The 25,704-nt window shown below is 62.3% G+C and carries 24 protein-coding genes; 12 read left to right on the top strand and 12 right to left on the bottom strand.

Features of this window, described 5'->3' with window-relative positions; translation table 11 throughout:
• Positions 1–129 precede the first annotated feature (129 nt).
• On the top strand, positions 130–1,947 hold the full coding sequence (gene mutL, locus EV664_RS01995) for a DNA mismatch repair endonuclease MutL (protein WP_133494001.1): 1,818 nt from the start codon (positions 130–132) through the stop codon (positions 1,945–1,947).
• 2 nt (positions 1,948–1,949) lie between these two features.
• Complete coding sequence (locus EV664_RS01990; protein WP_133494000.1) at positions 1,950–2,693, top strand: DUF4336 domain-containing protein; 744 nt, start codon at positions 1,950–1,952, stop codon at positions 2,691–2,693.
• A 268-nt stretch (positions 2,694–2,961) separates the two neighbouring features.
• Here the strand turns inward: EV664_RS01990 and rplI are convergent, their stop codons facing one another.
• From rplI to rpsF, 3 genes are read right to left on the bottom strand one after another with little or no spacing between them, the layout of a single operon-like run.
• Entirely contained in the window at positions 2,962–3,579 is a 618-nt protein-coding gene (gene rplI / locus EV664_RS01985) for a 50S ribosomal protein L9 (RefSeq protein ID WP_133493999.1), read from the bottom strand.
• A gap of 13 nt (positions 3,580–3,592) precedes the next feature.
• Positions 3,593–3,817, bottom strand: coding sequence for a 30S ribosomal protein S18 (gene rpsR, locus EV664_RS01980; protein ID WP_133493998.1), 225 nt, complete (start codon positions 3,815–3,817; stop codon positions 3,593–3,595).
• Between the two features lie 18 nt (positions 3,818–3,835).
• Positions 3,836–4,201 carry a 30S ribosomal protein S6 gene (rpsF, locus tag EV664_RS01975; protein ID WP_133494221.1) on the bottom strand — a complete coding sequence of 122 codons (366 nt, stop codon included), beginning with the start codon at positions 4,199–4,201 and terminating at the stop codon, positions 3,836–3,838.
• Between the two features lie 238 nt (positions 4,202–4,439).
• On the opposite strand from rpsF, the gene fabD reads away from it, so the two are divergent.
• The 5 genes from fabD to mltG all read left to right on the top strand — a co-directional run bounded on the left by fabD (position 4,440) and on the right by mltG (position 8,905).
• Positions 4,440–5,375: an ACP S-malonyltransferase gene (gene fabD, locus EV664_RS01970; protein ID WP_133493997.1), complete on the top strand. Its 936-nt coding sequence runs from the start codon at positions 4,440–4,442 to the stop codon at positions 5,373–5,375.
• A gap of 10 nt (positions 5,376–5,385) precedes the next feature.
• Positions 5,386–6,123, top strand: coding sequence for a 3-oxoacyl-[acyl-carrier-protein] reductase (gene fabG, locus EV664_RS01965; protein ID WP_133493996.1), 738 nt, complete (start codon positions 5,386–5,388; stop codon positions 6,121–6,123).
• A 164-nt stretch (positions 6,124–6,287) separates the two neighbouring features.
• Positions 6,288–6,524 (top strand): acyl carrier protein, encoded by a 237-nt coding sequence (locus EV664_RS01960; protein ID WP_133493995.1) that lies wholly within the window; start codon positions 6,288–6,290, stop codon positions 6,522–6,524.
• Positions 6,525–6,641: 117 nt separating this feature from the next.
• Positions 6,642–7,901 (top strand): beta-ketoacyl-ACP synthase II, encoded by a 1,260-nt coding sequence (fabF, locus tag EV664_RS01955; RefSeq protein WP_133493994.1) that lies wholly within the window; start codon positions 6,642–6,644, stop codon positions 7,899–7,901.
• A gap of 35 nt (positions 7,902–7,936) precedes the next feature.
• On the top strand, positions 7,937–8,905 hold the full coding sequence (gene mltG, locus EV664_RS01950) for an endolytic transglycosylase MltG (RefSeq protein ID WP_133493993.1): 969 nt from the start codon (positions 7,937–7,939) through the stop codon (positions 8,903–8,905).
• A 55-nt stretch (positions 8,906–8,960) separates the two neighbouring features.
• On the opposite strand, the gene eda is transcribed toward mltG, so the two are convergent.
• The 8 genes from eda to EV664_RS01910 all read right to left on the bottom strand — a co-directional run bounded on the left by eda (position 8,961) and on the right by EV664_RS01910 (position 16,758).
• A complete protein-coding gene (eda, locus tag EV664_RS01945) occupies positions 8,961–9,545 on the bottom strand; it encodes a bifunctional 4-hydroxy-2-oxoglutarate aldolase/2-dehydro-3-deoxy-phosphogluconate aldolase (RefSeq protein WP_133494220.1) in 585 nt (194 codons plus the stop codon).
• 14 nt (positions 9,546–9,559) lie between these two features.
• On the bottom strand, positions 9,560–10,531 hold the full coding sequence (glk, locus tag EV664_RS01940) for a glucokinase (RefSeq protein ID WP_133493992.1): 972 nt from the start codon (positions 10,529–10,531) through the stop codon (positions 9,560–9,562).
• Positions 10,532–10,537: 6 nt separating this feature from the next.
• On the bottom strand, positions 10,538–12,358 hold the full coding sequence (edd, locus tag EV664_RS01935; protein WP_133493991.1) for a phosphogluconate dehydratase: 1,821 nt from the start codon (positions 12,356–12,358) through the stop codon (positions 10,538–10,540).
• Positions 12,359–12,362: 4 nt separating this feature from the next.
• Positions 12,363–13,067 (bottom strand): 6-phosphogluconolactonase, encoded by a 705-nt coding sequence (gene pgl / locus EV664_RS01930; RefSeq protein ID WP_133493990.1) that lies wholly within the window; start codon positions 13,065–13,067, stop codon positions 12,363–12,365.
• Positions 13,068–13,135: 68 nt separating this feature from the next.
• Positions 13,136–14,593, bottom strand: a complete 1,458-nt coding sequence (gene zwf, locus EV664_RS01925; RefSeq protein WP_133493989.1) for a glucose-6-phosphate dehydrogenase — start codon at positions 14,591–14,593, stop codon at positions 13,136–13,138.
• A 56-nt stretch (positions 14,594–14,649) separates the two neighbouring features.
• Positions 14,650–15,591: an N-acetyl-gamma-glutamyl-phosphate reductase gene (argC, locus tag EV664_RS01920; RefSeq protein ID WP_133493988.1), complete on the bottom strand. Its 942-nt coding sequence runs from the start codon at positions 15,589–15,591 to the stop codon at positions 14,650–14,652.
• Positions 15,588–16,502: a C40 family peptidase gene (locus tag EV664_RS01915; protein WP_133493987.1), complete on the bottom strand. Its 915-nt coding sequence runs from the start codon at positions 16,500–16,502 to the stop codon at positions 15,588–15,590. The genes argC and EV664_RS01915 overlap by 4 nt, the downstream gene beginning before the upstream one ends.
• Positions 16,432–16,758, bottom strand: coding sequence for a MarR family transcriptional regulator (locus tag EV664_RS01910; RefSeq protein ID WP_133494219.1), 327 nt, complete (start codon positions 16,756–16,758; stop codon positions 16,432–16,434). The genes EV664_RS01915 and EV664_RS01910 overlap by 71 nt, the downstream gene beginning before the upstream one ends.
• A gap of 223 nt (positions 16,759–16,981) precedes the next feature.
• Here EV664_RS01910 and secG point away from each other — a divergent pair, with 223 nt between their 5' ends.
• A complete protein-coding gene (gene secG / locus EV664_RS01905) occupies positions 16,982–17,353 on the top strand; it encodes a preprotein translocase subunit SecG (RefSeq protein ID WP_133494218.1) in 372 nt (123 codons plus the stop codon).
• Positions 17,354–17,442: 89 nt separating this feature from the next.
• Entirely contained in the window at positions 17,443–19,077 is a 1,635-nt protein-coding gene (locus tag EV664_RS01900; protein WP_133493986.1) for a CTP synthase, read from the top strand.
• 93 nt (positions 19,078–19,170) lie between these two features.
• Here EV664_RS01900 and EV664_RS01895 read toward each other — a convergent pair whose 3' ends face one another.
• Entirely contained in the window at positions 19,171–19,656 is a 486-nt protein-coding gene (locus EV664_RS01895) for an Hsp20 family protein (RefSeq protein ID WP_133493985.1), read from the bottom strand.
• Positions 19,657–20,212: 556 nt separating this feature from the next.
• On the opposite strand from EV664_RS01895, the gene EV664_RS01890 reads away from it, so the two are divergent.
• From EV664_RS01890 to dnaE, 3 genes are all read left to right on the top strand, one after another.
• Positions 20,213–21,463, top strand: a complete 1,251-nt coding sequence (locus EV664_RS01890; RefSeq protein WP_133493984.1) for a lipoprotein-releasing ABC transporter permease subunit — start codon at positions 20,213–20,215, stop codon at positions 21,461–21,463.
• On the top strand, positions 21,456–22,136 hold the full coding sequence (locus EV664_RS01885; protein ID WP_133493983.1) for an ABC transporter ATP-binding protein: 681 nt from the start codon (positions 21,456–21,458) through the stop codon (positions 22,134–22,136). Before EV664_RS01890 ends, EV664_RS01885 begins: the two co-directional genes overlap by 8 nt.
• A 77-nt stretch (positions 22,137–22,213) precedes the next feature.
• Positions 22,214–25,696 carry a DNA polymerase III subunit alpha gene (gene dnaE / locus EV664_RS01880; protein WP_133493982.1) on the top strand — a complete coding sequence of 1,161 codons (3,483 nt, stop codon included), beginning with the start codon at positions 22,214–22,216 and terminating at the stop codon, positions 25,694–25,696.
• Positions 25,697–25,704 lie beyond the last annotated feature (8 nt).

The raw sequence follows: 25,704 nt of genomic DNA, 5'->3' as shown, positions 1-25,704 counted from the left end.
CAGCAGCCCGGCTGTCGGAAGGTCGCACAAACATCGCTTCGGACCCGGTCGGCGCCGGTGATCGTCCGGCATCGGAAAATTGGCGCAATCGGGTCGCGGGATGGCGCCGCTTGGGCTACAGCGGCGTGCATGTCAATACGCCGTCTACCAGAGCATCTAGTCAATCGTATAGCCGCAGGCGAGGTGGTGGAAAGACCCGCCAGTGCGTTGAAAGAACTCGTTGAGAACGCAATCGATGCCGGGGCGCGTCGAATCGCTGTCCGGATCGCTGCCGGGGGCACGGACCTGATCGAGGTGACTGATGACGGTTGCGGCATGTCTCCGTCCGAAATGGCGCTCGCGCTGGAACGCCATGCAACTTCGAAACTGCCCGATGATGCGATCGACGCCGTTACCACTCTGGGGTTTCGCGGTGAGGCGCTGCCCTCAATCGCCAGTGTCGCGCGGCTGACGCTGGAAAGCCGGGTGCGCGGTGAAGAGGGCTGGCAGCGCATCGTCGATAACGGGACGCTGGAGCGCGAAGGCCCCGCCGCCTTGCCGCCGGGCACAAGAATCCGGGTGGAGTCGCTGTTCGCGCGCGTGCCCGCCCGCCGCAAATTCCTGCGCTCGGCGCGCAGCGAATATGCCGCATCGATGGATGTGATGCGCCGGCTCGCCATGGCGCGTCCCGATATCGCCTTCAGCGTGGAGCATGACGGGCGTCGCGTGCTGAGCGTGCAGGAGGGCGAGACGGGGCCTGAACGCGTCGCCGCACTCACCGACCGGGCGCTCATCGAGAATAGTGTGGCGATCGATCTGGAACGTGGTCAGATGCGGCTCGGCGGGGTGGCGAGTCTGCCGACCTTCAACCGGGGAGTCGCAGATCATCAATATCTGTTCGTCAATGGCCGCCCGGTAAAGGACCGGCTGCTGACCGGCGCAGTGCGCGGCGCGTATGCTGAGATGCTCGCGCGCGATCGTCATGCCGTGGTTGCGCTGTTCCTCGATCTGCCGGTGAGCGAAGTCGATGTGAACGTCCATCCCGCCAAGACCGAGGTTCGCTTTCGCGATCCGCAGCTTGCGCGCGGTCTGATCGTCAGCGGCATCCGCCGCGCGCTCGACGAGGCGGGGCATCGCAGCGTTCAGCGTCCGGCCGAATCGGCGCTCGCCGCCTGGCAGACCGAGGAGGACGTGCGGCGGCGCCAGCAGGAGGAAGCCGCGCGTTCGCCGTCCTTTTTCGCTTCGCCTCCTCCGCCGGCGGGATGGACCATGCCCCGCTACGAGGGTGAGACACTTTCCTCGGTCGCTGACCGACGCCCCGAATATCTCTTCGCCGCGCCGCAGGCCCGTGCCGAAACGGCGAGCGCACATGTCCCCTCGGGCGCAGACTTCCCGATGGGCGTCGCGCGCGGACAGGTCGCCAAAACCTATATCATCGCCGAGGCGTCCGACGGGCTGGTCATCGTCGACCAGCATGCAGCGCACGAACGGCTCGTGCTCGAACGGATGCGTGCCGCGATGGCGGGCAGCGGGGTGAAAGCGCAGGCCATGCTGATGCCCGAAGTCATCGAACTGGACGAAAGCGCCTGTGACCGCCTCGAAGCACGAATAACGGAGCTTGCCGAATTCGGGCTGGAACTCGAGCGCTTCGGGCCTCGCGCGATGCTGGTCCGCGCGACTCCGGCGATGCTGGGCGGCGGCGATGTCACCGGCCTTGTCACCGACGTTGCCGATGAACTTGCCGCTTATGATCAGGCACTGAGCCTGAAAGAGCGGCTCGACCACGTCGCCGCCACCATGGCGTGCCACGGATCGGTTCGGGCGGGGAGGGTGCTGTCGGTCGCGGAAATGAACGCATTGCTTCGGGAAATGGAGGCAACCCCGCATTCGGGCCAGTGCAACCATGGCCGCCCGACGTGGGTGAAGCTGGGCATGGCCGATGTCGAGAAACTGTTCGGAAGGAAGTGAGCATGACGGAAACGGCATATCGTCCCTATGCGCCGCTGATGGTTCTGAAGCCGTTCGGCGATGATGTCTGGATCGTGGATGGCCCGGAAATCCGTATGGACTGGCTGTTTACCTCGATCCCCTTTCCGACGCGCATGACGATTGTGCGGCTTCCCGATGGCGGTCTGTGGGTCCATTCGCCGACGGGAAACGATGCTGCGCTCATGGACGCAGTCGCAGCACTGGCGCCCGTGCGCTTCCTGATCGCGCCGAACAGCATCCATTATTGGTGGGTGCCCGACTGGAAGGAGCGTTTCCCGGAGGCTGAGGTCTTTGCCGTACCGGGACGGGCCGAAACGGCAAAGCGCCCGTTGCCGGAGCATCGGGTGCTGCGCGACGCCGCGCCGTCCGAATGGTCCGGGGCGATCGATCAGGTGCTGGTGCCGGGAAGCGTCGTTACCGAGGCCGATTTTTTGCATCGCGCGTCGCGAACACTGATTCTGACCGATCTGATCGAGAATTTCGAGCCGAAGCGGGTGAAGTCGCGCTGGCTGCGCATGGCAATGCGGCTGAGCGGTCCGCTCGATCCTGATGGCAAGATGCCGATCGATCTGCGCCTGACCTTCCGGCGGCACAAAGCTGAGGTGCGGCGCGCGGTTCGCACGATGCTGGACTGGCGGCCGGAGCGCATCATTCTCGCGCATGGGCGCTGCTATACCAAAAACGGAACCGCCGAATTTCGTCGTGCCGTGCGCTGGGCATTATAGGCTCGGGCACCCCGACGTTTATGCTGCACTGCAAAATTACTGTTCATTCTCGCGCAACCTTTCCGTATGACGTGCATTGATCGCGACGAAGGGAAGACAGGAATGAACAAGATCATGCCGGTAGTACTGTCGCTGATCCCGCTCGTCGCGGTGATCGGTGCCTGTATGACCACCACCTGACACGAACGACAAATTTTGAACGCAACGAAAAAGGCCGCCCGGCAGAACCGGACGGCCTTTTTTCATGACCCGAAAAGGGCGATGCCGATCAGGCTTCGCCGGTTTCCGTGGTTTCGGCGTCTGCCGCTTCGTCTTCGTCCGAAGCGATTTCGCCGGGTTCGAGATTGGGGTCGCGCTTCTCGGTGAAACCGCTGGTGTCGCGCGATTCTTCGAACATCGCCGCCATGACGTCGATGCCCTGCTCCTGCATCTCGGCCTCTTCGGGCGAGCGAGCGACGTTGACCTTGATGGTCACGGCCACTTCGGGGTGCAGCGCCACGCGAACGTCGAACAGGCCGATGGTCTTGATCGGCTTGTCGAGAACGACCTGCGAACGCGCGATCTTGTGACCTTCGTTCTCAAGCGCCTCAATGACGTCGCGGACCGCGACCGAACCGTACAGCTGACCAGCGCCCGATGCCTGACGGATCAGGACGACCTGCGTGCCGTCGACCTTCTTGGCTTCCTGTTCGGCTTCGCTACGCTTCTCAGCGTTTTCCTTTTCGAGCCGCTCACGATTGGCTTCGAAGACCTTCTTGTTGGCTTCGTTGGCGCGCAGCGCCTTGCGGTTGGGGAGCAGGAAGTTGCGGGCATAGCCGTCCTTCACCGTCACCACATCGCCGATACCGCCGAGCTTTTCGACGCGTTCGAGCAGAATGATATCCATGGGTCTGGCTCCCTTACTTCACGATATAGGGCAGCAGGCCCAGATGACGGGCGCGCTTGATGGCCTTGGCCAGTTCGCGCTGCTTCTTGGCGCTCACCGAGGTGATGCGCGAGGGAACGATCTTGCCGCGCTCGGACACGAAGCCCTGCAGCAGACGAACGTCCTTATAATCGATCTGCGGCGCATCCTTGCCCGAAAAGGGGCAGCTCTTGCGGCGGCGGAAAAATGGTCGTGCCATGTGCTAGCCTCCTATAGCTCAGTCGTTATCGCGGTCGCGGCGGCTGCGACGTCCGTCGCGGTCGCTCTTGCGCATCATCACCGACGGGCCCTGCTCATGCTCGTCCACGCGGACGGTCATGTAACGGATCACGTCTTCGTTGATCGCCGTCTGACGCTCCAGCTCGGCCACAACGCCGGTCGGTGCGTCGATTTCGAGCATCACGAAATGCGCTTTGCGATTCTTCGCGATCTTGTAAGCGAGGCTGCGAAGACCCCAGGTCTCGGTCTTGACGACCTTGCCGTCATTGTCTTCGATGATCTTGGTGGCGGTTTCCGCCAGTGCGTCCACTTGCGCCTGTGCCAGATCCTGGCGCGCAAGGAACACATGCTCATACAGAGCCATGCGTCTTTCCTTAATGTTGGCCGATTGCTGACGTCCGCCCCATGCGATACGTCCCTCCGGCTGTCGTCCGAATTGCAAGGTTCCGGATGACCGGCCGTCGCCGGCCACCCGAAGCGCGCGCCTATGCGACAAATGGGCGTGGTTTGCAACCCCTGCGTTGACATCACGGCGCGCTTTGACCTTCGCTGCAATCCCGCTTAATCCGCGCGCCCAACGAACTTATCATCAGGAGAGCAATATGCGAGCGTTCCTCTTTCCCGGTCAGGGCAGTCAGGCCGTCGGCATGGGTAAGGCGCTGGCCGAGGCGAGCGAAGCGGCGCGCGATGTGTTCGGTGAAGTGGATGAAGCGCTCGGCCAGAATTTGTTTCGCCTGATGACCGAAGGCCCGGCGGACGAACTGACGCTAACCCAGAATGCGCAGCCGGCTATCATGGCCCATGCGATCGCGGTGCTGCGCGTGCTGGAGAAAGAAGGCGGCATCCGCCTTGCCGACAAAGCCGATTTTGTCGCCGGTCACAGCCTTGGCGAATATACCGCGCTGTGCGCCGCCGATGCGATCGATCTCGCCACCACCGCCAGGCTGCTGCGGCGGCGCGGTGAGGCGATGCAGGCCGCGGTGCCGGTCGGCGAGGGCGCGATGGCAGCGATCCTCGGCGCTGACCGCGACAAGGCGCAGCAGATCGCCGATGCCGCCGCCGAAGGCGAAGTGTGCAGCGTGGCGAACGATAATGACCCGGGACAGGTCGTGATTTCGGGCGCAAAGGCGGCAGTCGAACGCGCGGTGCCGCTGGCTAAAGAAATGGGAGCGAAGCGCGCGGTCCTGCTTCCGGTATCAGCGCCGTTCCACTGTCCGCTGATGCAGCCTGCCGCCGATGTGATGCAAAAGGCGCTGGCCGATGCGCAGCTTCGTGCGCCGCTGGTGCCGGTCTATGCCAATGTAACAGCGGCCCCGGTCGCCGATCCCGATACGATTCGCGCGTTGCTGGTCGAACAGGTCACCGGCATGGTCCGCTGGCGCGAATCGGTGCTGGCGATGGCCGAAGCGGGCGTCACCGACTTTATCGAGCTGGGCGGCAAGGTGCTCGCTCCCATGGTGAAGCGCACCGCAGCCGACAGCGAACAGACCAGCGTGGTCACGATGGATGATATCGAAGCGCTCGCGAAGCGCCTTTAAGGAGATTTAGATGTTCGACCTTTCGGGAATGACCGCGCTGGTGACAGGCGCGAGCGGCGGGATCGGTTCTGCAATCGCGCGCTCGTTGAGCGCGCAGGGCGCACGGCTTGCGCTGTCGGGTTCCAATGTCGGGAAGCTGGAGGCGTTCAAGGCCGAGCTGGGCGGCGATCATGTCGCGCTGCCCTGCAACCTGTCGGATGCGGGCGCAGTCGATACGCTGGTGCCGCAGGCGGTGGAAGCGCTCGGCAAACTGGACATCCTGATCAACAATGCGGGCGTGACCCGCGACAACCTCACCATGCGAATGAAGGATGAGGAATGGGAGCAGGTCATCCGGGTCAATCTTGAGGCCGCATTCCGCCTGATCCGCGCTGCTGCCAAGCCGATGATGAAGGCGCGCTTCGGTCGCATCGTCTCTATCACCTCGGTCGTCGGCGCTACCGGCAATCCGGGTCAGGCCAATTATGCCGCGTCCAAGGCCGGGCTGGTCGGCATGTCCAAGGCTGTGGCGCAGGAACTGGCGAGCCGCGGCGTTACGGTGAATTGCATCGCGCCGGGCTTTATCCGGTCGGCGATGACCGATGTCCTGCCCGATGCGCAGAAGGAAGCGCTGACGGCGCGCATTCCGGCGGGCAAGCTGGGTGAGGGTGAGGATATCGGCGCTGCCGCCGTATATCTTGCCAGCAAGGAGGCAGGCTATGTCACCGGTCAGACGCTGCACGTGAACGGCGGCATGGCGATGCTGTGATTCGGCGCTTATTTTCGGCGAAAAAATCGGCGGAATTACGCCGAACCGGAATATAAAGGCGCCTGAATTCGGGCTATGACATGCTCCGGCACTTGTCAGGGCGGGCATGCCGTTCTAGGTGCGTTCGAGTATTTGAATACCCAGTCAGAAGAGGAAAAGGGATAATGAGCGAGACCGCCGATCGCGTGCGCAAGATCGTCGTCGAGCATCTCGGCGTCGAAGCCGACAAGGTGACCGAGGATGCGAGCTTCATCGACGATCTGGGCGCCGACAGCCTTGATATCGTTGAGCTGGTAATGGCGTTCGAAGAAGAATTCGGCGTTGAGATTCCGGACGAAGCGGCCGAGAAGATCACGACCGTCAAGGATGCCATCAATTATATTGACGAGCATCAGGGCTGATCGGCCCTTTCGCGAGATCGCCCATCGGGCCGACCGCGTGATACAGACGGCTTTCCGGCCCGGCTGCAAACCGGGGCGGGAAGCCGTTCGTTTTTGTAGAAAATACGGAGAGATCGAATGCGCCGCGTAGTCGTAACCGGCCTTGGCCTCGTCACCCCGCTGGGCGGGGATGTGGAAACGACCTGGAAGAATATCATCGCTTCAAAAAGCGGAGCGGCGACGATTACCCGCTTTGATGCGACCGATTTTCAGACCAATTATGCGTGCGAGGTCAAACCGGCCGATCACGAATATGGCTTCGATGCGGGCAAGCGCGTCGACCACAAGATTCAGCGCCAGGTCGATCCGTTCATCGTGTACGGGATCGATGCGGCCGGTCAGGCGATCGAGGATGCCGGGCTGACCGATATGAGCGAGGAAGAGCGCTTCCGCGCCGGTTGTTCGATCGGTGCAGGGATCGGCGGTCTGCCGGGCATCGAAAGCGAATCGCTGGTGCTTGAGCATAAGGGACCGAAGCGTGTTTCGCCGCACTTCGTTCATGGTCGTCTGATCAACCTGATATCGGGTCAGGTGTCGATCAAATACGGTCTGATGGGGCCGAACCATGCGGTGGTGACGGCTTGTTCCAGCGGAGCGCATTCGATCGGCGATGCTGCGCGGATGATCGCGCTCGACGATGCCGATGTCATGTTGGCGGGCGGCGCTGAAGGGGCGATCTGCCCCATTGGAATCGCCGGATTCGGTCAGGCGCGCGCGCTTTCGGGCGGGTTCCGCGACGACCCTACGCGCGCCAGCCGTCCCTGGGATCAGGGGCGCGATGGTTTCGTGATGGGCGAAGGCGCGGGCGTTGTCGTGCTGGAAGAATATGAGCGAGCAAAGGCGCGCGGCGCTAAAATTTACGCTGAGGTCGTCGGCTATGGCATGTCGGGTGACGCCTATCACGTCACCGCACCGCATCCCGAAGGGTCGGGCGCATTGCGCTCGATGCAGATGGCGGTGAAAAAGTCGGGGTTGAACCTTTCCGACATCGACTATGTCAACGCGCACGGCACTTCGACGCCGATGGGTGACGAACTCGAACTCGGCGCGGTGCGGCGTCTGTTCGGGAACGATATCGAGACCATGTCGATGAGCTCGACAAAATCGGCGATCGGCCATCTGCTGGGCGGCGCAGGGGCGGTGGAGAGCATCTTCTGCATCCTTGCGATGCGCGATCAAATCGTTCCGCCGACGCTGAACCTCGACAATCCGAGCGAGAATTGCGCGGGCGTCGATCTGGTTCCGCATAAGGCGAAGGAGCGTAAGGTGAAGGCGATTCTGAACAACAGCTTCGGCTTCGGCGGCACCAATGCTTCGCTGGTGATGAAAGCGATCTGATAGCGTTTCGCTGAGCGGGCGTTGCGGGAGGAAATATGCGCAAAGTTGGGTGTCTTCTCCTCGCGATCGTCCTGCTCGGCGGCGCTGCGCTGTTCGGCGTGGCGCAACTTTGGGGCGGCGCCGGGCCGTTGCCCGAACAGCGCAGCGTCGTGGTGCGCGAGGGATCGACGCTCACCGATGCGGCGGGCGCGCTGGAAAAAGCGGGTGCGGTTCGCTCCGCACGCCGCTTCGTGTTGCTTTCGAAAGTCTTTGGCGGCGGCACGCCGATCAGGGCAGGCGAATATCGCATCCCGGCGCATGCCAGCCAGTCCGACATTCTGGAGATGATGCAGAAGGGCGATGCGCTGCGGCGCCTCGTCACCATACCGGAAGGCCTGCCCTCGATACTGGTTCGCGAGCGGTTGATGGCAGCGCCTGAGCTTGAAGGCGAGCTCGACGTCCCGCTCGAAGGAACGGTGCTGCCCGACAGCTATAGCTATCAGCGCAACGACAGCCGCCGTCAGGTGCTGGAGCGCATGCAGCGCGCCATGGTGCAATATCTCGACGCTGCCTGGGCGAAGCGATCGCCCGATACGGTAGCGAAGACGCCGCGCGAGGCGCTAATCCTCGCTTCGGTGATCGAAAAAGAAACGGGAAAGCCCAAAGAACGGCGTGAAATTGCTGCAGTCTATTCGAACCGACTGCGTGAAGGCATGCGGCTGCAAGCAGATCCGACGGTGATCTACCCGATCACAAAGGGTAAGCCGCTGGGACGCAGAATTTTGCGGTCCGAGCTGGAGGCGCGCAACGGCTATAACACTTATGCCATGGCAGGGCTGCCGATCGGGCCGATCTGCAATCCGGGGCGCGCATCGATCGATGCTGCGCTGCACCCGGCGAAGAGCGATGCGCTCTATTTCGTCGCCGACGGCACCGGCGGGCATGTCTTCGCCAGAACGCTGGAAGAACATGAGCGCAATGTGAAGAAATGGTACGCGATCCGGCGCGCGCGCGGGGAAATGTAGAAAGCTTTCCATGAAAATGCCGGGTGCGGATTGCCTCGCGCACCCGGCTGCAATGTCACCGACCCAGTTGCGAAGCCGCCTTAGCCTTTGCTTCGATCTCCTCGGGCGTACCACTCGCCACCCAGCTTCCGCCGACACAGAGGACCGGTTCGAACGCCAGCCATTCGGGCGCGCTCGCTTCGCTGATCCCGCCGGTGGGGCAGAAACGGCACTGGCCGAACGGTGCCGCCAGCGCCTTCAGCGCTTTCAGCCCGCCCGACGTTTCGGCGGGGAAGAATTTGAAATGGTCGAGGCCAAGATCCAGCCCGCGCATGATGTCGCTCGCATTGGCGATGCCGGGGAGGAAGGGGACGCCCGCATCGATGATTGGCCGCGCAACGCTTTCGGTAAGTCCGGGCGAGACGATAAATTCTGCGCCCGCGTCGATAACCTGCGCCGCCTGTGCCGCGCTGACGACCGTACCGGCCCCGACGATTGCGCCTTCGACCTTTTTCATCTCCGCCATCACCTCCAGCGCGGCGGGAGTGCGCATGGTCACTTCGAGCACCCGAATACCGCCCGCCACCAGCGCCTTTGCGATGGGCTGTGCGTCGGCGGCATCGTGGACGACCAGCACCGGAACGACCGGCGCGACCTGCATGATTTCACTGATTTTCACTGGTTATGCTCCTGCGCATAGGCGGCTGCGGCACCGAACAGGCCGGGCTCGGGATGGGTGATGAGTTTGACGGGAATCGAGCGCATCAGCGACTGAAACCGGCCCTTGGCGACGAAACGATCTTCGAACCCCGATTGCAGCAGCCGGTCCTTCAGCCGATAGCCGAGCCCACCCGCGAGAACGACGCCCTTCGGGCCGTGTGCGAGCGCCAGATTGCCTGCTACCGTACCAAGCGCAAGACAGAAACGATCGAGCGCCGCGTTGGCGATGCTGTCATTGCCGTTGAGCGCCATATCCCAGATTTCGCGATCATCGCGGCTGGGCACCGACAGCCCCTCGATCTTCGCCAGCGCCTCGTAAATCGCGACGATCCCCGGCCCGGCGACAATCCGCTCGACCGATACGCGGTTGAACGCCTTGCGAAGCCGCTGAAGGATCGCATCCTCGATCGCGTCCAGCGGCGAGAAATCCATATGGCCGCCTTCGGTCTCGATGATCGAATAGCCGCCGCCATGCCGAAACACCTGTGCGACGCCCAGCCCCGTGCCGGGGCCGCACACGGTAATTGAGCCGTGATCGGGAAAAGGCTGATCGGGGCCGCAGACATGGATGAAGTGATCGTCCGACAGCTGCGCCACCGCATGGCCGACCGCGCCGAAATCGTTGATCAAGCTCCAGCTATCGACCTCAAGCCGTTCGTTGATCAACGCAGGGCGAAACACCCATGGATTGTTGGTCAGCTTGATGACCTCACCGCCGATCGGGGAGGCAATAGCGATTCCCGCCGCTCGGGGCAGCGGACGATCGATAATCCGGGCAAAGGCCTGTTTCGCCATTTGCAGGCTGGCATGTTCAGCCGTTTTCATCTTCACCGGCTCGCTGAGCGAAAGCACGCGCCCGTTCGCGACTTCGGCGATGGCGAAACGCGCATGCGTGCCGCCGATATCGATCGAAACGATTTCTGTCATCTGGTCTTACAGCCCCGATTCGGCGAGCAGCGCGGACGCGCCCTGCTCGGCTTCGTTTGCGCCATGGCGCATCAATGCGAAGATTTCGCGGCCCGTGCCCATCGCTTCGGCAGGGGCGGGCGCAAGCTCGCGCGCATCCCATTCCGCGGCAGGCACTTTGGCCTCCAGCGTTCCGGCGACCGCATCGACGCGAATGATATCGCCGTCGCGTACCTTGCCCAGCGGGCCGCCGCCCTTTGCCTCGGGCGAGGTATGAATGGCGCAGGGCACCTTGCCGCTCGCTCCCGACATGCGGCCGTCGGTGACGAGCGCCACGCGGAAGCCGCGATTCTGAAGGACGCCCAAAGGCGGGGTGAGCTTGTGCAGTTCGGGCATGCCGTTCGCCTTCGGCCCCTGAAAGCGGACGACCACGACGACATCCCTGTCGAGCTCGCCTGCCTTGAACGCATCCTGCACCGCTTGCTGATCGGAAAAAACGCGGGCCGGTGCTTCGATGATCCAGCGATCTTCCTCGACCGCGCTGATCTTGATGCAGGCCCGGCCGAGATTGCCGGCGAGGATACGGAAGCCGCCTTCATGCCAGAAGGGATTGTCGACGGTGCGGACAACGGCATCGTCGCCGCTCTTTTCGGGCAATTCGTTCCAGACGAGCTTGTCGTCCTCGATCGCCGGCTTGGTGCCGTACGCGGCAAAGCCTTTTTCCGCGATCGTCAGAATATCGTTATGAAGCAACCCTGCTTTGGTGAGCTCGCGAATGACGAAGGGCGGGCCGCCCGCATCTTCGAACATGTTCACATCCGCCGATCCGTTCGGATAGACGCGCGTAATGAGCGGCACGACCTTCGACAGCCGGTCGAAATCCTCCCAATCGAGCACGATCCCGGCCGAGCGGGCAATCGCGGGCAAATGGATCAGATGGTTGGTCGAACCGCCCGTCGCGAGCAGCACGACCGCCGCATTGACGATCGCGCGTTCGTCGACGACTTCGCCGACGGGGCGATAATCATCGCCTTCCCATCCGATCTGCGCGAGCCGCTGCACTGCCTCGCGCGTCAGTTCCTGGCGCAGCTTGGTGCCCGGATTGGCAAAGGCAGCGCCGGGGACGTGCAGGCCCATCGCTTCCATCATCATCTGGTTGGAATTGGCGGTGCCGTAAAAGGTGCAGGTGCCCTTGCCGTGATACGCAGCGATCTCGGCTTCGAGCAATTCCTCGCGGCTCGCCTTGCCCTCGGCATAGAGTTCGCGGACCCGCGCTTTTTCCTTGTTGGGAAGGCCCGAACGCATTGGCCCGCCTGGGATCATCACCATCGGCAAATGACCGAAGCGCAGCGCGCCCATCAACAGGCCCGGTACGATCTTGTCGCAAATGCCGAGCAGCGCAGCGCCTTCGAACATGCCGTGCGACAGCGCGACGGCAGTGGACAGCGCAATCGTGTCGCGGCTGAACAGCGACAATTCCATGCCGGGATAGCCCTGCGTCACGCCGTCGCACATCGCCGGAACCCCGCCGGCCACCTGCGCCGTGATCCCCGCCTGCAGTGCCCAGACCTTCATCTGTTCGGGGTAACGATAATAAGTCGCATGCGCCGAGAGCATGTCATTATAGGCAGTGACGATGCCGACATTCATCCGGCGCGAATCCTTCATCTGGTCGCGCTGTTCATCGGTTCCGGCATAGCCATGGGCGAGGTTCGCGCAGCCGAGGCGCGGACGATCCACGCCGTTTTCACGCTCCCGGCGGATGAGTTCCAGATAGGCCTTGCGTCGTTCCTTCGACGCTTCGATCACACGGTCGGTAACGGCGGCAAGTTCGGCGTGCAGGGTCATGGCTTCAACGGCTCCAGTGAATGTCGACGGGAAGTTCGGCAGCGCCCAGCACGCGGCCGATGGGGTAGGGCGATCCGACACCCTCTTCGATCGCAGCCTCAAGAACCTGCTTTTTCTGGTCGCCGGTAAACGCGATCATCAACGCAGCCGCCGATTTGATCGCAGCGAGCGACAGGGTGACGCGATCGACCGGCGCTTCGGGCGGCAGCGGATCGGGGCGGACACCGAGCGCCCGGCGTTCCGACGGGCCGTTCAGTGCTTCGTCGAGGTCGGGGCCGGGAAAGATCGACGCGGTATGGCCGTCACCGCCGACGCCCAGCAGGCACAGATCGAGCGGCCAGCGCAGATCCTGAAGCCGCGCATCAGCCGCGCGACCTGCAGCCTTATAATCTTCCGCCGCTTCGCTGGTGATCGGAAACACACGGGCGCCGAGCGGCACGAACGTCTTGCCGATCATCGTGATGTTCGACAGCGGATCGCCCATGGGGACGAGCCGGTCATCGGTCGGAACGATCGTCACCTTGCGCCAGTTGAGCTTCGCCTGCGCCAGCAGTTCGAAAATCGGCTGAGGGGTCTTGCCACCGGGAAGCGCGATGACCGCGCTGCCGCGTGCTTCGATCGCGCTTTCGATGATGAAGCGCACATCGCCTGCGACGGCCTCTGCCATTTCGGACGGGCTGTCATAGTCCCACCATTCGATCTCGGTCATAAAATCCTGAACTCATGCTGTAATATTTGTGGAACGGGCGGGACCGGTCGCCGATCCCGTATCCCGCTTCATTCGTACCAGGTCACGCCGTCGCGTTCGGTCAGCGCAATGCTGGTCGACGGGCCCCAGCTCCCCGAGGTGTATTTTTTGGGGGTCATGTTGTTCGCTTTCCACCCTGCGCGGATCTGATCAATCCACCCCCATTGCGCTTCGACTTCGTCGCGGCGGACGAACAGCGTGGGGTCGCCCTCGATCAGGTCGAGCAGCAAGCGCTCATATGCAATACGGCGCCGCGCTCCGGCAAAGGCGGTGGTCAGCGACAGGTCAAGCGGCACTTCGCGCAGGCGAACGCCCTCACGGTCGAGCCCCGGTTCCTTCGCCATCACCAGCAGGCGGACATATTCTTCCGGTTGCAGGCGGATGACCAGCGTGTTGGGCTGCAAAATCCCGCCGCGTTCGGAAAAGATCGAATGCGGCACCGGTTTGAACTGGATGACGATTTCCGAATAGCGTTCGGGAAGCCGCTTGCCGGTGCGAAGATAGAAGGGAACGCCCTGCCAGCGCCAATTGTCGATATTGGCTTTCAGCGCGACAAAGGTCTCGGTGTCGGAGGGGCGGCCCAGTTCTTCGTCATATGCGCCCACCGGCTTTCCGCCGACCGCGCCGCTGCCATATTGGCCCGTGACGGTCATTTGCGGCGCAAGCTCCGAGGTGATCGGGCGTAGCGAGCGCAGCACCTTGACCTTTTCGTCGCGGATTGAGGTGCCGTCGATCTTGGCGGGCGGCTCCATGGCGATCAGGGCGAGCAGTTGCAGGACATGGTTCTGCACCATGTCGCGCAGCGCGCCCGATCCGTCATAATAATCCGCGCGGCCTTCCAGCCCGACCGTCTCCGAAATGGTGATCTGAACATGTTCGATCGCCTGCGCGTTCCAGACCGGTTCGAACAGCGCATTGCCGAAGCGCAGCGCCATGATGTTCTGCACCGTTTCCTTGCCCAGATAATGGTCAATGCGGAAGGTGCGGTCTTCGGGAAAGACCTCGGCGACAATATCGTTGATTTCCCGGCTTGACGGCAGATCGTGGCCGAGCGGCTTTTCGAGACCGATCCGGACGTTGGGGCCGGCGAGCCCTGCGGACTCCAGCCCCTTGATCGTCGGCCCGAACAGCGAGGGGGCGGTCGACAGGAAGATGGCAAGACCACCCGAAATATCGCCCAGCTTTTCGGCGAGTTCGTCGAACCCTTCCAGCGTCGAAGCATCAAGCGGCTGATAGTGCAGCCGGGTGAGGAACGTTTCTATCGCCGCGGCATCCTTCCGATCAGTCGGCAGATGTTCGTCCAGCGCCGCGCGCGCGAATTCGCGATATCCGGCATCGTCATGGTCCGACCGCGCCGTGCCGGTAATCGTCAGCCCTTCCGGCAACAATCCGTCGGCATGCAGGCCATAGAGCGAGGGTATCAGCATACGCTGCGCCAGATCGCCCGTGGCGCCGAATAAAAGCAACTTGCCGGCAGGACTTGCCACGTCTGCACTCCTTGTTCTGATGGCCGGTTCCGGCCTGATGGTTACGGTCGGGCCGTTCAGACGGTCAGGCCGGAAACGGGGTCGCTCCCCGCCATGATATTCAGATTTTGCACTGCAGCGCCAGCCGCGCCCTTGCCCAGATTGTCATAGGTGGCGGTCAGCCTTGCCTGACCGGTTTCGCCATTGCCCGATACGCGAAGCGTGATCCGGTCGGTTCCGGCATCATCCTCGATGCGGACAAGCGCTGCCTCGGCACCCTCGGTCACGCGTACCAGCGCGCATTCGCGATAGGCATCGCGCAGCGCCGAATCGAGCGCTGCGACTGACGGCTTTCGGGGAAGCGCATGCAGCGGCAGGCCGATTTCGGAAAGCATACCGCGATAGGTGCGGGCCACGGCGGGCAGGAAAAGCGGCGGGCTCGCGATCCGCGCATGTTTCTGCATTTCGGGCAAATGTTTATGTGCCATGCCGAAGCCATAGGCGCGGTAGGCGGTGGGGTCCTTATCCTCACCATCGCCTTCAAACGCTGCGATCATCGCTTTGCCGCCGCCCGAATAGCCCGATGCGCCGCCATAGACGAGTGGCCAGTCGTGCGGGACCAGCCCCGCACGAACCAGCGGACGGATGAGCAGCAGAAAGCCGGTCGGCCAGCAGCCGGGATTGGTCACCCGTGCAGCGCCCGCGATCTGATCCTGCTGCCCCGGTTCGAGTTCGGGAAGGCCATAGACCCATCCCTCCGCCACGCGATGCGCGCTCGACGCATCGATTACCCGGGTGCGCGGATTGTCGATCAGCGTTACCGCCTCGCGGGCGGCGTCGTCCGGCAGGCACAGAATGACGAAATCGGCATCGTTCAATGCCTCGCGCCGGGCACCGGCATCCTTGCGCTGCGCTTCATCGAGCGTGACCAGCGTGAAGGCGTCGCTTGCGGACAAACGCTGCCGGATTTCGAGGCCGGTCGTGCCTGCGGCCCCGTCAACAAAAACGGTCTTTGTCATGCGGTCACCCTGCGTCTCGCGGTTACAGGTCCGAAGCGATCCGGGCCACTCAGCCCCGCGATCGGTTCGCGCACTACAGCACCCCGCACGGGGTCACAATGGATTGCATGGTCCGAATCCAACGCAATCGCAGCATGGCCATCAAAAAACAGCAGATCGCCGCGCCGTTCGGAGCCCTGCGCCTCGTCGCCAAGCGACTCCGCCTGCAGATCGGCGAAACGCGGCGCCACGATACCTGCCATCATCAGCGAGAGAAAAATCAGGCCATCGTGCGAAACTCCGGCACCCGACCGACCACCCGGAACGAACGGCACACCGAGCAACGCCTCAACGATCGCGACAAAATCGCCTGACTTTGACACAGGGCAGGGTGCAGCATCCTCAGCGGATACGAATCCCTTGCCCAGCGGGATCCATCCGCTTGCATCGGCAGCGGGCAGCCGGGTGCCCATCGGCAAGGTGTCGAGGGCGGCTGCGCCGGTCGCTGGCTTGGCGCGAACCGCCGTCTGCAATGCAGTAACGATCAACGGGCATTTTGCCGCTGCGCCCAGTTGCGAACGATAGATATAGCCCACTGCGCCATCGACGCAATTAATGCCCCAGCAGACATCTCCAACGATTTCCAGAACGTCGAATCGTTCGCCGATCAGGCATTCGGACAGAATGTCGCTGCATTGTTTATCAGCATAAAGCGGGCCCCGCGCGGTGACGACATGCGCGATCGGTGCCGCATAATGGGGTGCGAATACACGGTCAGCCAGACGCACGTCGGCAAGATCGCGCCGCGCCGCCTGAATACGTGAATCGATATGCGCCGAACGACCCGACAGCGCGAAACGGCTACGCGTCTGCCCGTTGGCGGTGGTGGTCGTCGATATGTTCGCCGGCGACGAAATGCCCGAACTCTGCAAGAAACTCTGCCCCTTTCGTGGTGCGCGCAACGAAGATGTTTCGCTTGTCGGTATCGTCACGCTGGCGGCGGAGATAGCCGAGCGCACCTAATCTGTTCAAGGCGCGCGTAACAACAGGTTTCGAAACATTCAACGCATGGGCGAGTCCGCGTACCGTATGCGGCCCGGATTCGAGATAGACCAGCATTAACAGCGCCATCTGGCGGTTGGTGAGGTCGGGCTCACCCGATCGGACATAGCCGATAAGCGTGTTCATCCACGAGGATAGCGGTTTTTCCGCGTAAGCATTCACATCGATCACTCTTACCGTTATAAGCCCGGTGGAAATAAGGGCATCGTCCGTCCAACGTATGCGAAGGCTTCGGGTTTCAGGCGCGTGTCTCTTTTGTTTTCATGATGTTTACCACCCCAGGTTGATTGCGCGGCGGGCCTGGCCTATGTCGCCGCTTTCTCGCTAAATCGGTTGTCCAAGGTCCATGCTGTTCACCACGCTTCTCGTCGTCCACGCCATCATCGCGGCACTGCTCGTCACGGTCATCCTGATGCAGAAGTCGGAAGGCGGCGGCCTCGCGTCGGGCGGAAGTCCCGGCGGCCTGATGTCGGCGCGCGGCGCGGCCGATTTCCTGACCCGTGCTACCGCGGTTCTGGCGACCTTGTTCGTGTCGATGAGCATCGTGCTTGCTTTCGTCGCGGCGACGCGGGGGTCGTCGAAAATCGACACTTCGCTGGCGACCAGCCCGGCTGAGCAGAGCGCGCCGTTGCAGGCTGCGCCGGGCAATAGCGATACGAATGTCGCTGCTCCGGCAACCGAAACACAGCAGGACAACGGATCGGTGCCGCTCGCCCAATAAGGCGTTTCGCACCGTTCATCTTTTTTTCGCCGGCAGGCGCATCATTGCGCTTGCCGAACCATAATCTTGAACGCTAGGCAATTCTCCCCATGGCGCGGTATATCTTCATCACCGGCGGCGTGGTGTCTTCGCTCGGCAAGGGTCTTATGGCGGCAAGCCTCGCGGCGCTGCTGCAGGCGCGCGGCTATCGCGTGCGGATTCGCAAATTCGACCCCTATCTGAACGTCGACCCCGGCACCATGTCTCCCTATCAGCATGGCGAGGTGTACGTCACCGATGACGGGGCGGAGACCGATCTCGATCTCGGCCATTATGAACGCTTTACCGGCGTTTCCGCGCGTCAATCGGACAATGTCACGTCGGGCCGGATCTATAGCCAGATCATTCAGCGCGAACGGCGCGGCGATTATCTGGGCGCGACGGTGCAGGTCATCCCGCACGTCACCGATGCGATCAAGCAATTCGCCACCGCCGAGACCGACGACCTCGATTTCGTTCTGTGCGAAATCGGCGGGACGGTCGGTGATATCGAGTCGCTTCCGTTCATCGAGGCGATTCGTCAGCTGCGTAACGAACTGGGCCGCGGGAATTCGATCAGCGTGCATGTGACGCTGGTGCCTTATATCTCGGCCGCGGGCGAGCTGAAGACCAAGCCGACCCAGCATTCGGTGCGCGAGCTCGCCTCGCTGGGCGTGCAGCCCGATGTGCTGGTCTGCCGCGCCGAACAGCCGCTTCCCGAAAGCGAGCGGGCCAAGATCGCATTGTTTTGCAACGTGCCCAAAGGCGCGGTTATCCCCGCGCTTGATGCGCCCAGCATCTATGCGGTGCCGCTCCAATATCATGGCGAGGGCCTCGATACCGAAGTGCTGCGTGCATTCGGTGAGGAGCCGGGCAGTTCGCCCGACCTGTCGCGCTGGACCGATATCGTCGATCGCCTGACCAACCCGGAAGGCGAAGTGACCATCGGTGTGGTCGGCAAATATGTCGGCCTTCAGGATGCGTATAAGTCGCTCAACGAAGCGCTGGTGCATGGCGGCATCGCGAACCGGGTGAAGGTCAATGTCCGCTGGATCGACGCCGAACTGTTCGAGGGCGACGAGAGCGAGGTCGCTGCGGCGCTGGAGCCGTGTCATGCCATTCTGGTGCCCGGTGCGTTCGGCGAACGCGGCGCGGAAGGCAAGATCGCCAGCATTCGCTTCGCGCGCGAACGCAACGTTCCCTATTTCGGGATCTGTTTCGGCATGCAGATGGCCTGTATCGAAGGCGCACGTAATCTCGGCGGTATCGAAAATGCGTCTTCAACCGAATTCGGGGAAACGTCCGAACCGATTGTCGGTCTGATCACCGAATGGATGACGCAGGAGGGTGTCGAGCAGCGCGAAGCCGGCGGCGACCTTGGCGGTACGATGCGGCTTGGTGCCTATCCGGCGAAGCTCGACGGCAACAGCGTCGTATCTTCAATCTATAATTCGAAGGATATTTCGGAGCGCCATCGCCATCGCTATGAAGTGAACACCCATTATCGCGACGTTCTGGAAAAGGGCGGTCTGGTATTTTCCGGCATGTCGCCCGACGGGCGGCTTCCCGAAATCGTCGAGCGTCCCGATCACCCCTGGTTTATCGGGGTGCAGTTCCATCCTGAGCTGAAATCGAAACCTTTCGATCCGCATCCTTTGTTCCGCAGCTTTATCGAAGCGGCGGTGCGGCAGAGCCGACTGGTCTGATCGTATAAGGAAAAAGGCGCCCGGACTATTCCGGGCGCCTCCTTGGCGCGGCGCTAAAGGGAGTGAAAACGCCGCGTTCAAGCGATGTGAAGATCAGGCCGCGTTGGCGGCCTGGGGTGCCGTTTCGGGTTCACGATGTTCGATCGCTTCAGGTGAACCCTGACGAACATCGATCTTTCTCGGCTTCATTGCTTCAGGCACTTCGCGGACCAGATCGATGGTCAGCATGCCGTCGCTCATATTGGCGCCGTCAACGCGGATAAAGTCGGCCAGCTCGAACTTGCGTTCGAAACTGCGATTGGCGATGCCGATATGGAGAAACCGACCCCGGTCCTCCTCTTTCTCTTCCTTCTTACCGGCAACCACCAGCGTATTCTGATGCGCGGTAATGTCGATTTCATCCGAAGAGAATCCCGCAAGCGCAATCGTGATACGATAATGATTCTCTGCAATCCGCTCCAGATTGAACGGCGGGTAATTGTCGCCGGTCGCCTGACGCGCATTGGTTTCGAGCATGTCGAACAGCCGATCGAAGCCGATGGCCGAACGACGATAGGGGGTCAAATCAAACTGACGCATGGTTCATATCCTCCAATGAGCAAAATGTACGTCCGTCCGGAAATCCGCATGCTGCGCGATCCCGGAACTGGCGCGACCCGAATGTGGCGTCGCGTGACCTTTATTTGGTTCGGTTAACCATGGTTTCAAGAGGCGCTATCTCGCCTGAGCCGGGTAACAGACGATTTTGGCAGGCATCTTGCGTGCCGGCTGCGTCGACGGGGTGAAACGCCACGGATATGCAATGTTGAAAGCGTATCCCGCAACGCATAACGCCCGGGCCGTTTCCGACCCGGGCGTCTGCGTGACGAATGCTCGTCAGCCCCCTTGGTTGACCGTCGCCTTCTCACTGGATCTGACGCCAGTGGGGCGGTGCGGCCCTCCCCGAACCACGGCCTTTTGCCTGTGTTCCGATGACATGAATGCTACGCAGCTGCCGGGCGCTTGTCATTCGGATTCGGGGGTGTCTTCGAAGATGGCTTCATCCTGTGTTCATTTGGCAACAGCACACATTGCAACCCGCGACGTGCACGCCTAGAGCGGCGTCGATCAACGGATGGCGGGAATTTTCAGACCAATGCTATTGTCGCGTTACGAGCGGATGATCGCCCGCCGCTATCTGCTACCTGGACGCGGCGAGGCGTTTATCTTCATGGTTGCCTCGATCAGTCTGGTCGCAGTGACGCTCGGCGTCGCCGCGCTTGTCGTCGTGATGAGCGTGATGAACGGCTTTCGTGCGGAGCTGTTCGACAAGATCGTCGGTTTGAACGGCCATGCCGTCATTCAGGGCTATGACAATCAGCTACCCGACTGGCGCGCGATCGTGGCGCAGGCCAAGCGGACACCGGGGATCACCAGCGCCACCCCGCTGATCGAACAGCCGCTGATGGCCGGCTATTCCGGCCGGGTTGAGGGCGTGCTGGTGCGCGGGATGCGCGAGCAGGACATTCTTAACAACCCGACCATCGCCGATAATGTGAAGGTCGGCAGCCTGAAACAGCTGACCCCCGGCAGTGGCAATATCGCGATCGGTTCCCGCCTTGCTCAGGCGCTCGGCGCGAACATCGGCAGCGAAATCGCGCTGATCAGCCCGCAGGGACCGGCGACGCCATTCGGCACTGTACCGCGCATCGTTTCCTATCGCGTCGCCGCGATTTTCGAAGTCGGCGTCTATGATTACGACAAACAGTTCGTCATCATGCCGATGCAGGATGCACAGACCCTGCTGCTGATGGGTGACAATATCGGCATGGTCGAACTCGACACGGTTGACGCCGATAAGGTCGATCAGATCGTCGCGCCGCTGGCCCGCCGCTATATCGACGAAGCACAGGTTTCGACCTGGAAAACGATGAACGCGCAGCTGTTCGAGGCGTTGAAGGTCGATCGGCTGGTCACCTTTACCGTCGTGTCTATCATCATTCTGGTGGCGGTATTCAACATCCTTTCGTCGCTGATCATGCTGGTACGCGCCAAGACGCGCGACATCGCGATCCTGCGCACCATGGGCGCGACGCGGGCGAGCCTGATCAGAATTTTCATGACCGTGGGTACCACGATCGGTGCACTGGGCATCGGAACCGGGCTGGTACTCGGTTTCCTGCTGATCGAATTTCGTCAGGGGATGGTGCAGCTGATCGGTCTCGTCACCGGACAGGAGATATGGGACCCTTCGATGCGCTATCTGACCGAACTTCCCGCCAAGACCGACCCGGTAGAAGTGGTTGGTATCGTATTAATGGCATTGACGTTCAGTGTGCTCGCGACGCTCTATCCGGCGTTCAAGGCGGCGAGCACCGATCCGGTACAGGTATTGCGCTATGAATGAGCCGGTTCTTTCCACCACCGGGCTGAAACGCAGCTTCCGTCAGGGTCAGGCAGTGATCCATGTGCTGCGCGGTGCGGACCTGAGCATCGCTCCGGGCGAGATCGTTGCGCTGCTTGGGCCGTCGGGTTCGGGCAAGTCCACACTGCTTCAGGCGGTCGGGCTGCTGGAAGGCGGGTTCGAAGGGTCGATCCGCATCAAAGGGCGAGAGGCGGCGAAGCTCGACAGCCATGGCCGTACCGAATTGCGGCGCGATGCGCTGGGCTTTGTCTATCAGTTTCACCATCTGCTTCCGGATTTCAACGCGCATGAAAATGTGCTGCTGCCGCAGCTGATCTACGGCACCGCTCCCGCTGAGGCGCAGATGCGCGCGACTGCGTTGCTCACCGCGCTTGGGCTTGCCGAGCGGCTCGACCATCGGCCCAATCAGCTGTCGGGCGGCGAGCAGCAGCGGGTGGCGGTTGCCCGAGCGCTTGCCAATCGCCCGGCGATCGTGCTGGCCGACGAACCCACCGGCAATCTCGACGAACAGACCGCCGATGTGGTGCTCGCCGAATTTTTGCGGCTTGTGCGCGAAGAGGGATCGGCGGCGCTGGTCGCTACGCATAATGAGCGACTGGCGCGACGAATGGACCGGGTGGTCCGGCTTCAGGACGGTCATCTCGTCGAGCAATAAGAGAAAAGCCGCGGGGTGTCGGTAAAGCAGCCGCCGCGCCACTTTCGCGAATCGGATTAAACGCCCATAGTCCGGCGATGGCGCATTCCGGTTTCGTACCCCTTCGTATTTTCTCTTCCTACACCATGCTCGATGGCGCAATCGACCCCAAGGCGATTGCGAAGCGTGCGCGGGAGCTGGGCTTTCCCGCTGCGGCGCTGACTGACCGCAACGGTCTTTATGCTGCCATGGCCTATTCCGATGCCTGTTTCTCCAGCGGGGTGCAGCCGGTCATCGGCGCGATGCTGTCGGTCGCAAGGCCCGACACGCCCGAGGGGCTGGAACCGGTGCTCGACTGGATCGCGCTCTATGCGCAGGATCAGACGGGCTATGACAATCTGTGCCATCTGGTGAGCTGTGCGCATCTCGACCGCCCGATCGAATGGCCTGCCCATGTCACCGTGGACGCCCTGAAAGGACGAACCGACGGCCTGATCGCGCTTACCGCCGGTGCCGAGGGCGCGCTGGCGCGGTTATTTGCCGAAGAGCAGCGCGATGCCGCGCTTCGTTACACCGACCGTTTGCAGGGCCTGTTCGGCGACCGGCTCTATATCGAGCTTACCCGGCGTGGGGATGAGGTCGAGATGCGCGCCGAGCCCGATCTGATCGATCTGGCGTTCGATCGAAACCTTCCGATCGTCGCGACCAATCCGTGTTGCTTCGACGAAGCGGCGTTTCACGAAGCACATGACGCGATGTTGTGTATCGCCAATTCGACCTATGTCGCGAGCGGCGATCGTCCGCGCTCTTCGCCCGATGCGTGGATGAAGCCCGCCGCGGAGATGGAGAGGCTGTTCGCCGATCTTCCCGAAGCGCTCGCCAATACGCTCGTCGTGGCGCAGCGCTGCGCCGTGGCGGCACCGAAGCGTGCCCCAATTTTGCCCAGCCTTGCCGGTGATCGCGAGGGCGAGGAGGCGATGCTCCGCGCCGAGGCCGTCAAGGGGCTGGAGGCGCGGCTCGCCAAGCTGGAGATCAGCGACGAAGAAACGCGCGCGCGCTATTTCGAGCGGCTGGAATATGAGCTCGGCATCATCATTCAAATGGGGTTTCCGGGCTATTTCCTGATCGTTGCCGACTTCATCCAATGGGCCAAATCGCATGATATTCCGGTGGGACCGGGGCGCGGATCGGGCGCTGGGTCGCTTGTTGCTTGGGCGCTGACCATCACCGATCTCGATCCGATCGAGCTCAATCTGCTGTTCGAACGCTTTCTGAACCCGGAACGCGTTTCGATGCCCGACTTCGATATCGATTTCTGCGAAACGCGGCGCGGCGAAGTCATCCGCTACGTTCAGGACAAATATGGCCGCGACCATGTCGCGCAGATCATCACCTTCGGTAAGCTGAAAGCGCGCGCGGTGCTGAAGGACACAGGCCGCGTGTTGCAGATGAGCTATGGTCAGGTCGACCGGCTAGCCAAGCTGGTGCCGAACCTTCCCGCCGATCCCTGGACGCTGGAGCGTGCGCTGAACGGCGTTTCGGAGCTGCACAGCGAATATCAGAACGATAATGACGTTCGCTATCTGCTCGATCTCGCCATGAAGCTGGAGGGGTTGCCGCGCCACAGCTCGACCCATGCGGCGGGCGTGGTGATCGGCGACCGGCCGCTCAGCAAGCTCGTCCCGCTCTATCGCGATCCGCGGTCGGACATGCCGGTTACCCAGTTCGACATGAAATATGTCGAAACGGCCGGGTTGGTGAAGTTCGACTTTCTTGGCCTCAAAACGCTGTCGGTGCTGCATGAGGCGGTTCGGTTGCTGAAAAAACGCGGGGTCGAGGTCGATCTCGAAACGCTGAGCTGGGACGATAGCGGCGTGTATGACCTGCTCCAGCGCGGTGACACGGTCGGCGTATTCCAGCTGGAATCGGAGGGGATGCGTCGCACGCTGTCGGCGGTACGTCCCACTAATTTCGGTGACATCATCGCGCTCGTGTCGCTCTATCGTCCCGGCCCGATGGATAATATTCCGCTGTTCGGTGCACGTAAGAACGGGCGCGAAAAGGTCGAATATCCGCACGAGCTGCTCGAACCGATCCTGAAAGAGACGTACGGGATTTTCGTCTATCAGGAACAGGTGATGCAGGCAGCGCAGGTGCTTGCGGGATACAGCCTTGGCGGCGCTGACCTTCTGCGCCGTGCGATGGGTAAGAAGAAGCAGGAGGAGATGGATCAGCAGCGCGCGATCTTCGTCGCGGGCTGTAAGGAACATCACGACATTCCCGAGGCCAAGGCGAACGAGCTGTTCGATTTGATCGACAAGTTCGCAGGCTATGGCTTCAACAAGAGCCACGCTGCGGCCTATGCGCTGCTCGCCTATCAGACGGCATGGCTGAAAGCTCATTATCCCCACGAATTCTACGCCGCGTCGATGAGCTATGACATGCATCAGACCGACAAGCTGGCGATCTTTGTCGAGGATATGAAGCGGCTCGACGTGACGTGCCTGCCACCCGACATTAATGCCAGCGGCGCTGATTTCGACGTGCAGCAACATGGCGAAGGTCTGGCGGTTCGCTATGCGCTCGCGGCGCTGAAGGGTGTGGGCGAGCGGGCGATGGAGTTGCTGGTCGAGGAACGCAGCGAGAAGGGGCGTTTCCAGTCTCTCGACGATTTCGCCCGGCGGGTCGATCCGCGGCTGCTGAACAAGCGGCAGCTCGAAACGCTTGCCGCAGCGGGCGCGTTCGATTCGATCGTCGATCAGCGGGCAGGGGTGCATGCCGCCGCCGAAACGCTGCTCGCCGTGGCGCAGCGCACTGCGCATCAGCGCAGCAGCGGGCAGGGCGGCCTGTTCGGCGATGACGGCGCTTCCGAGCCCGATATCAAGCTGCCGGACAGCGCGCACTGGTCGCTGGTCGAGCGGATTGCGGCGGAAAAGGATGCGTTCGGCTTCTATTTCTCTTCGCACCCGCTCGATCGCTATTCGCACCTTGCCAAAAGCCATCAGGCGCGAGCGATTGCAGCGCTGGGAGAGGTGGAAATTGCGGAAGGCGCACGCGCGGGATCGACGCTCGCCGCACTGATCGAGGATGCGCGCTGGCGCACTTCGGCGCGCGGGCGGCGCTATATGATGGCGACGATCTCCGACGCGACGGGCCAGTGTATCGCCACCTGTTTCGAGGACAGCGCGGCGGCCGATCTGGAAGAGGCCGCGCGCGAGGGCGGGTGCGGCCTGCTCACCGTCGAACTCGACCGGCGCCCGGGCGAGGAGACGCCGCGCGTGACGATCAAGCGCGTTCAGCCGTTCGAAACGCTCGCCAATATGGCGCGGCTGGTTCTCGATCTCGAACTTGCCGATGCGTCGGCGGTGGCGGCGCTGGGCCGGCTGCTCGCGGATAAGCGCGGCGGGCGCGGTGAGGTGCGGTTGCAACTCGGATTGAAGGAGGGTGGCGAGGCGATCGTCGTTGCGGGGCGCGACTTCCGTCTCGACGACGAGCTTGCCGCCGCCATCGGGAATATGCAGGGTGTCATTCGATCAGAATTAAAAGCGGCCGACCCGCCGAAGCTCGCCGCGGTCGGTTAACGATCGTG

Source organism: Stakelama pacifica, from assembly GCF_004361835.1.
GTDB lineage: Bacteria > Pseudomonadota > Alphaproteobacteria > Sphingomonadales > Sphingomonadaceae > Sphingomonas > Sphingomonas pacifica.
Note: the sequence above shows the minus strand (reverse complement) of the source record. Positions and strands in the feature narration are given on the sequence as shown.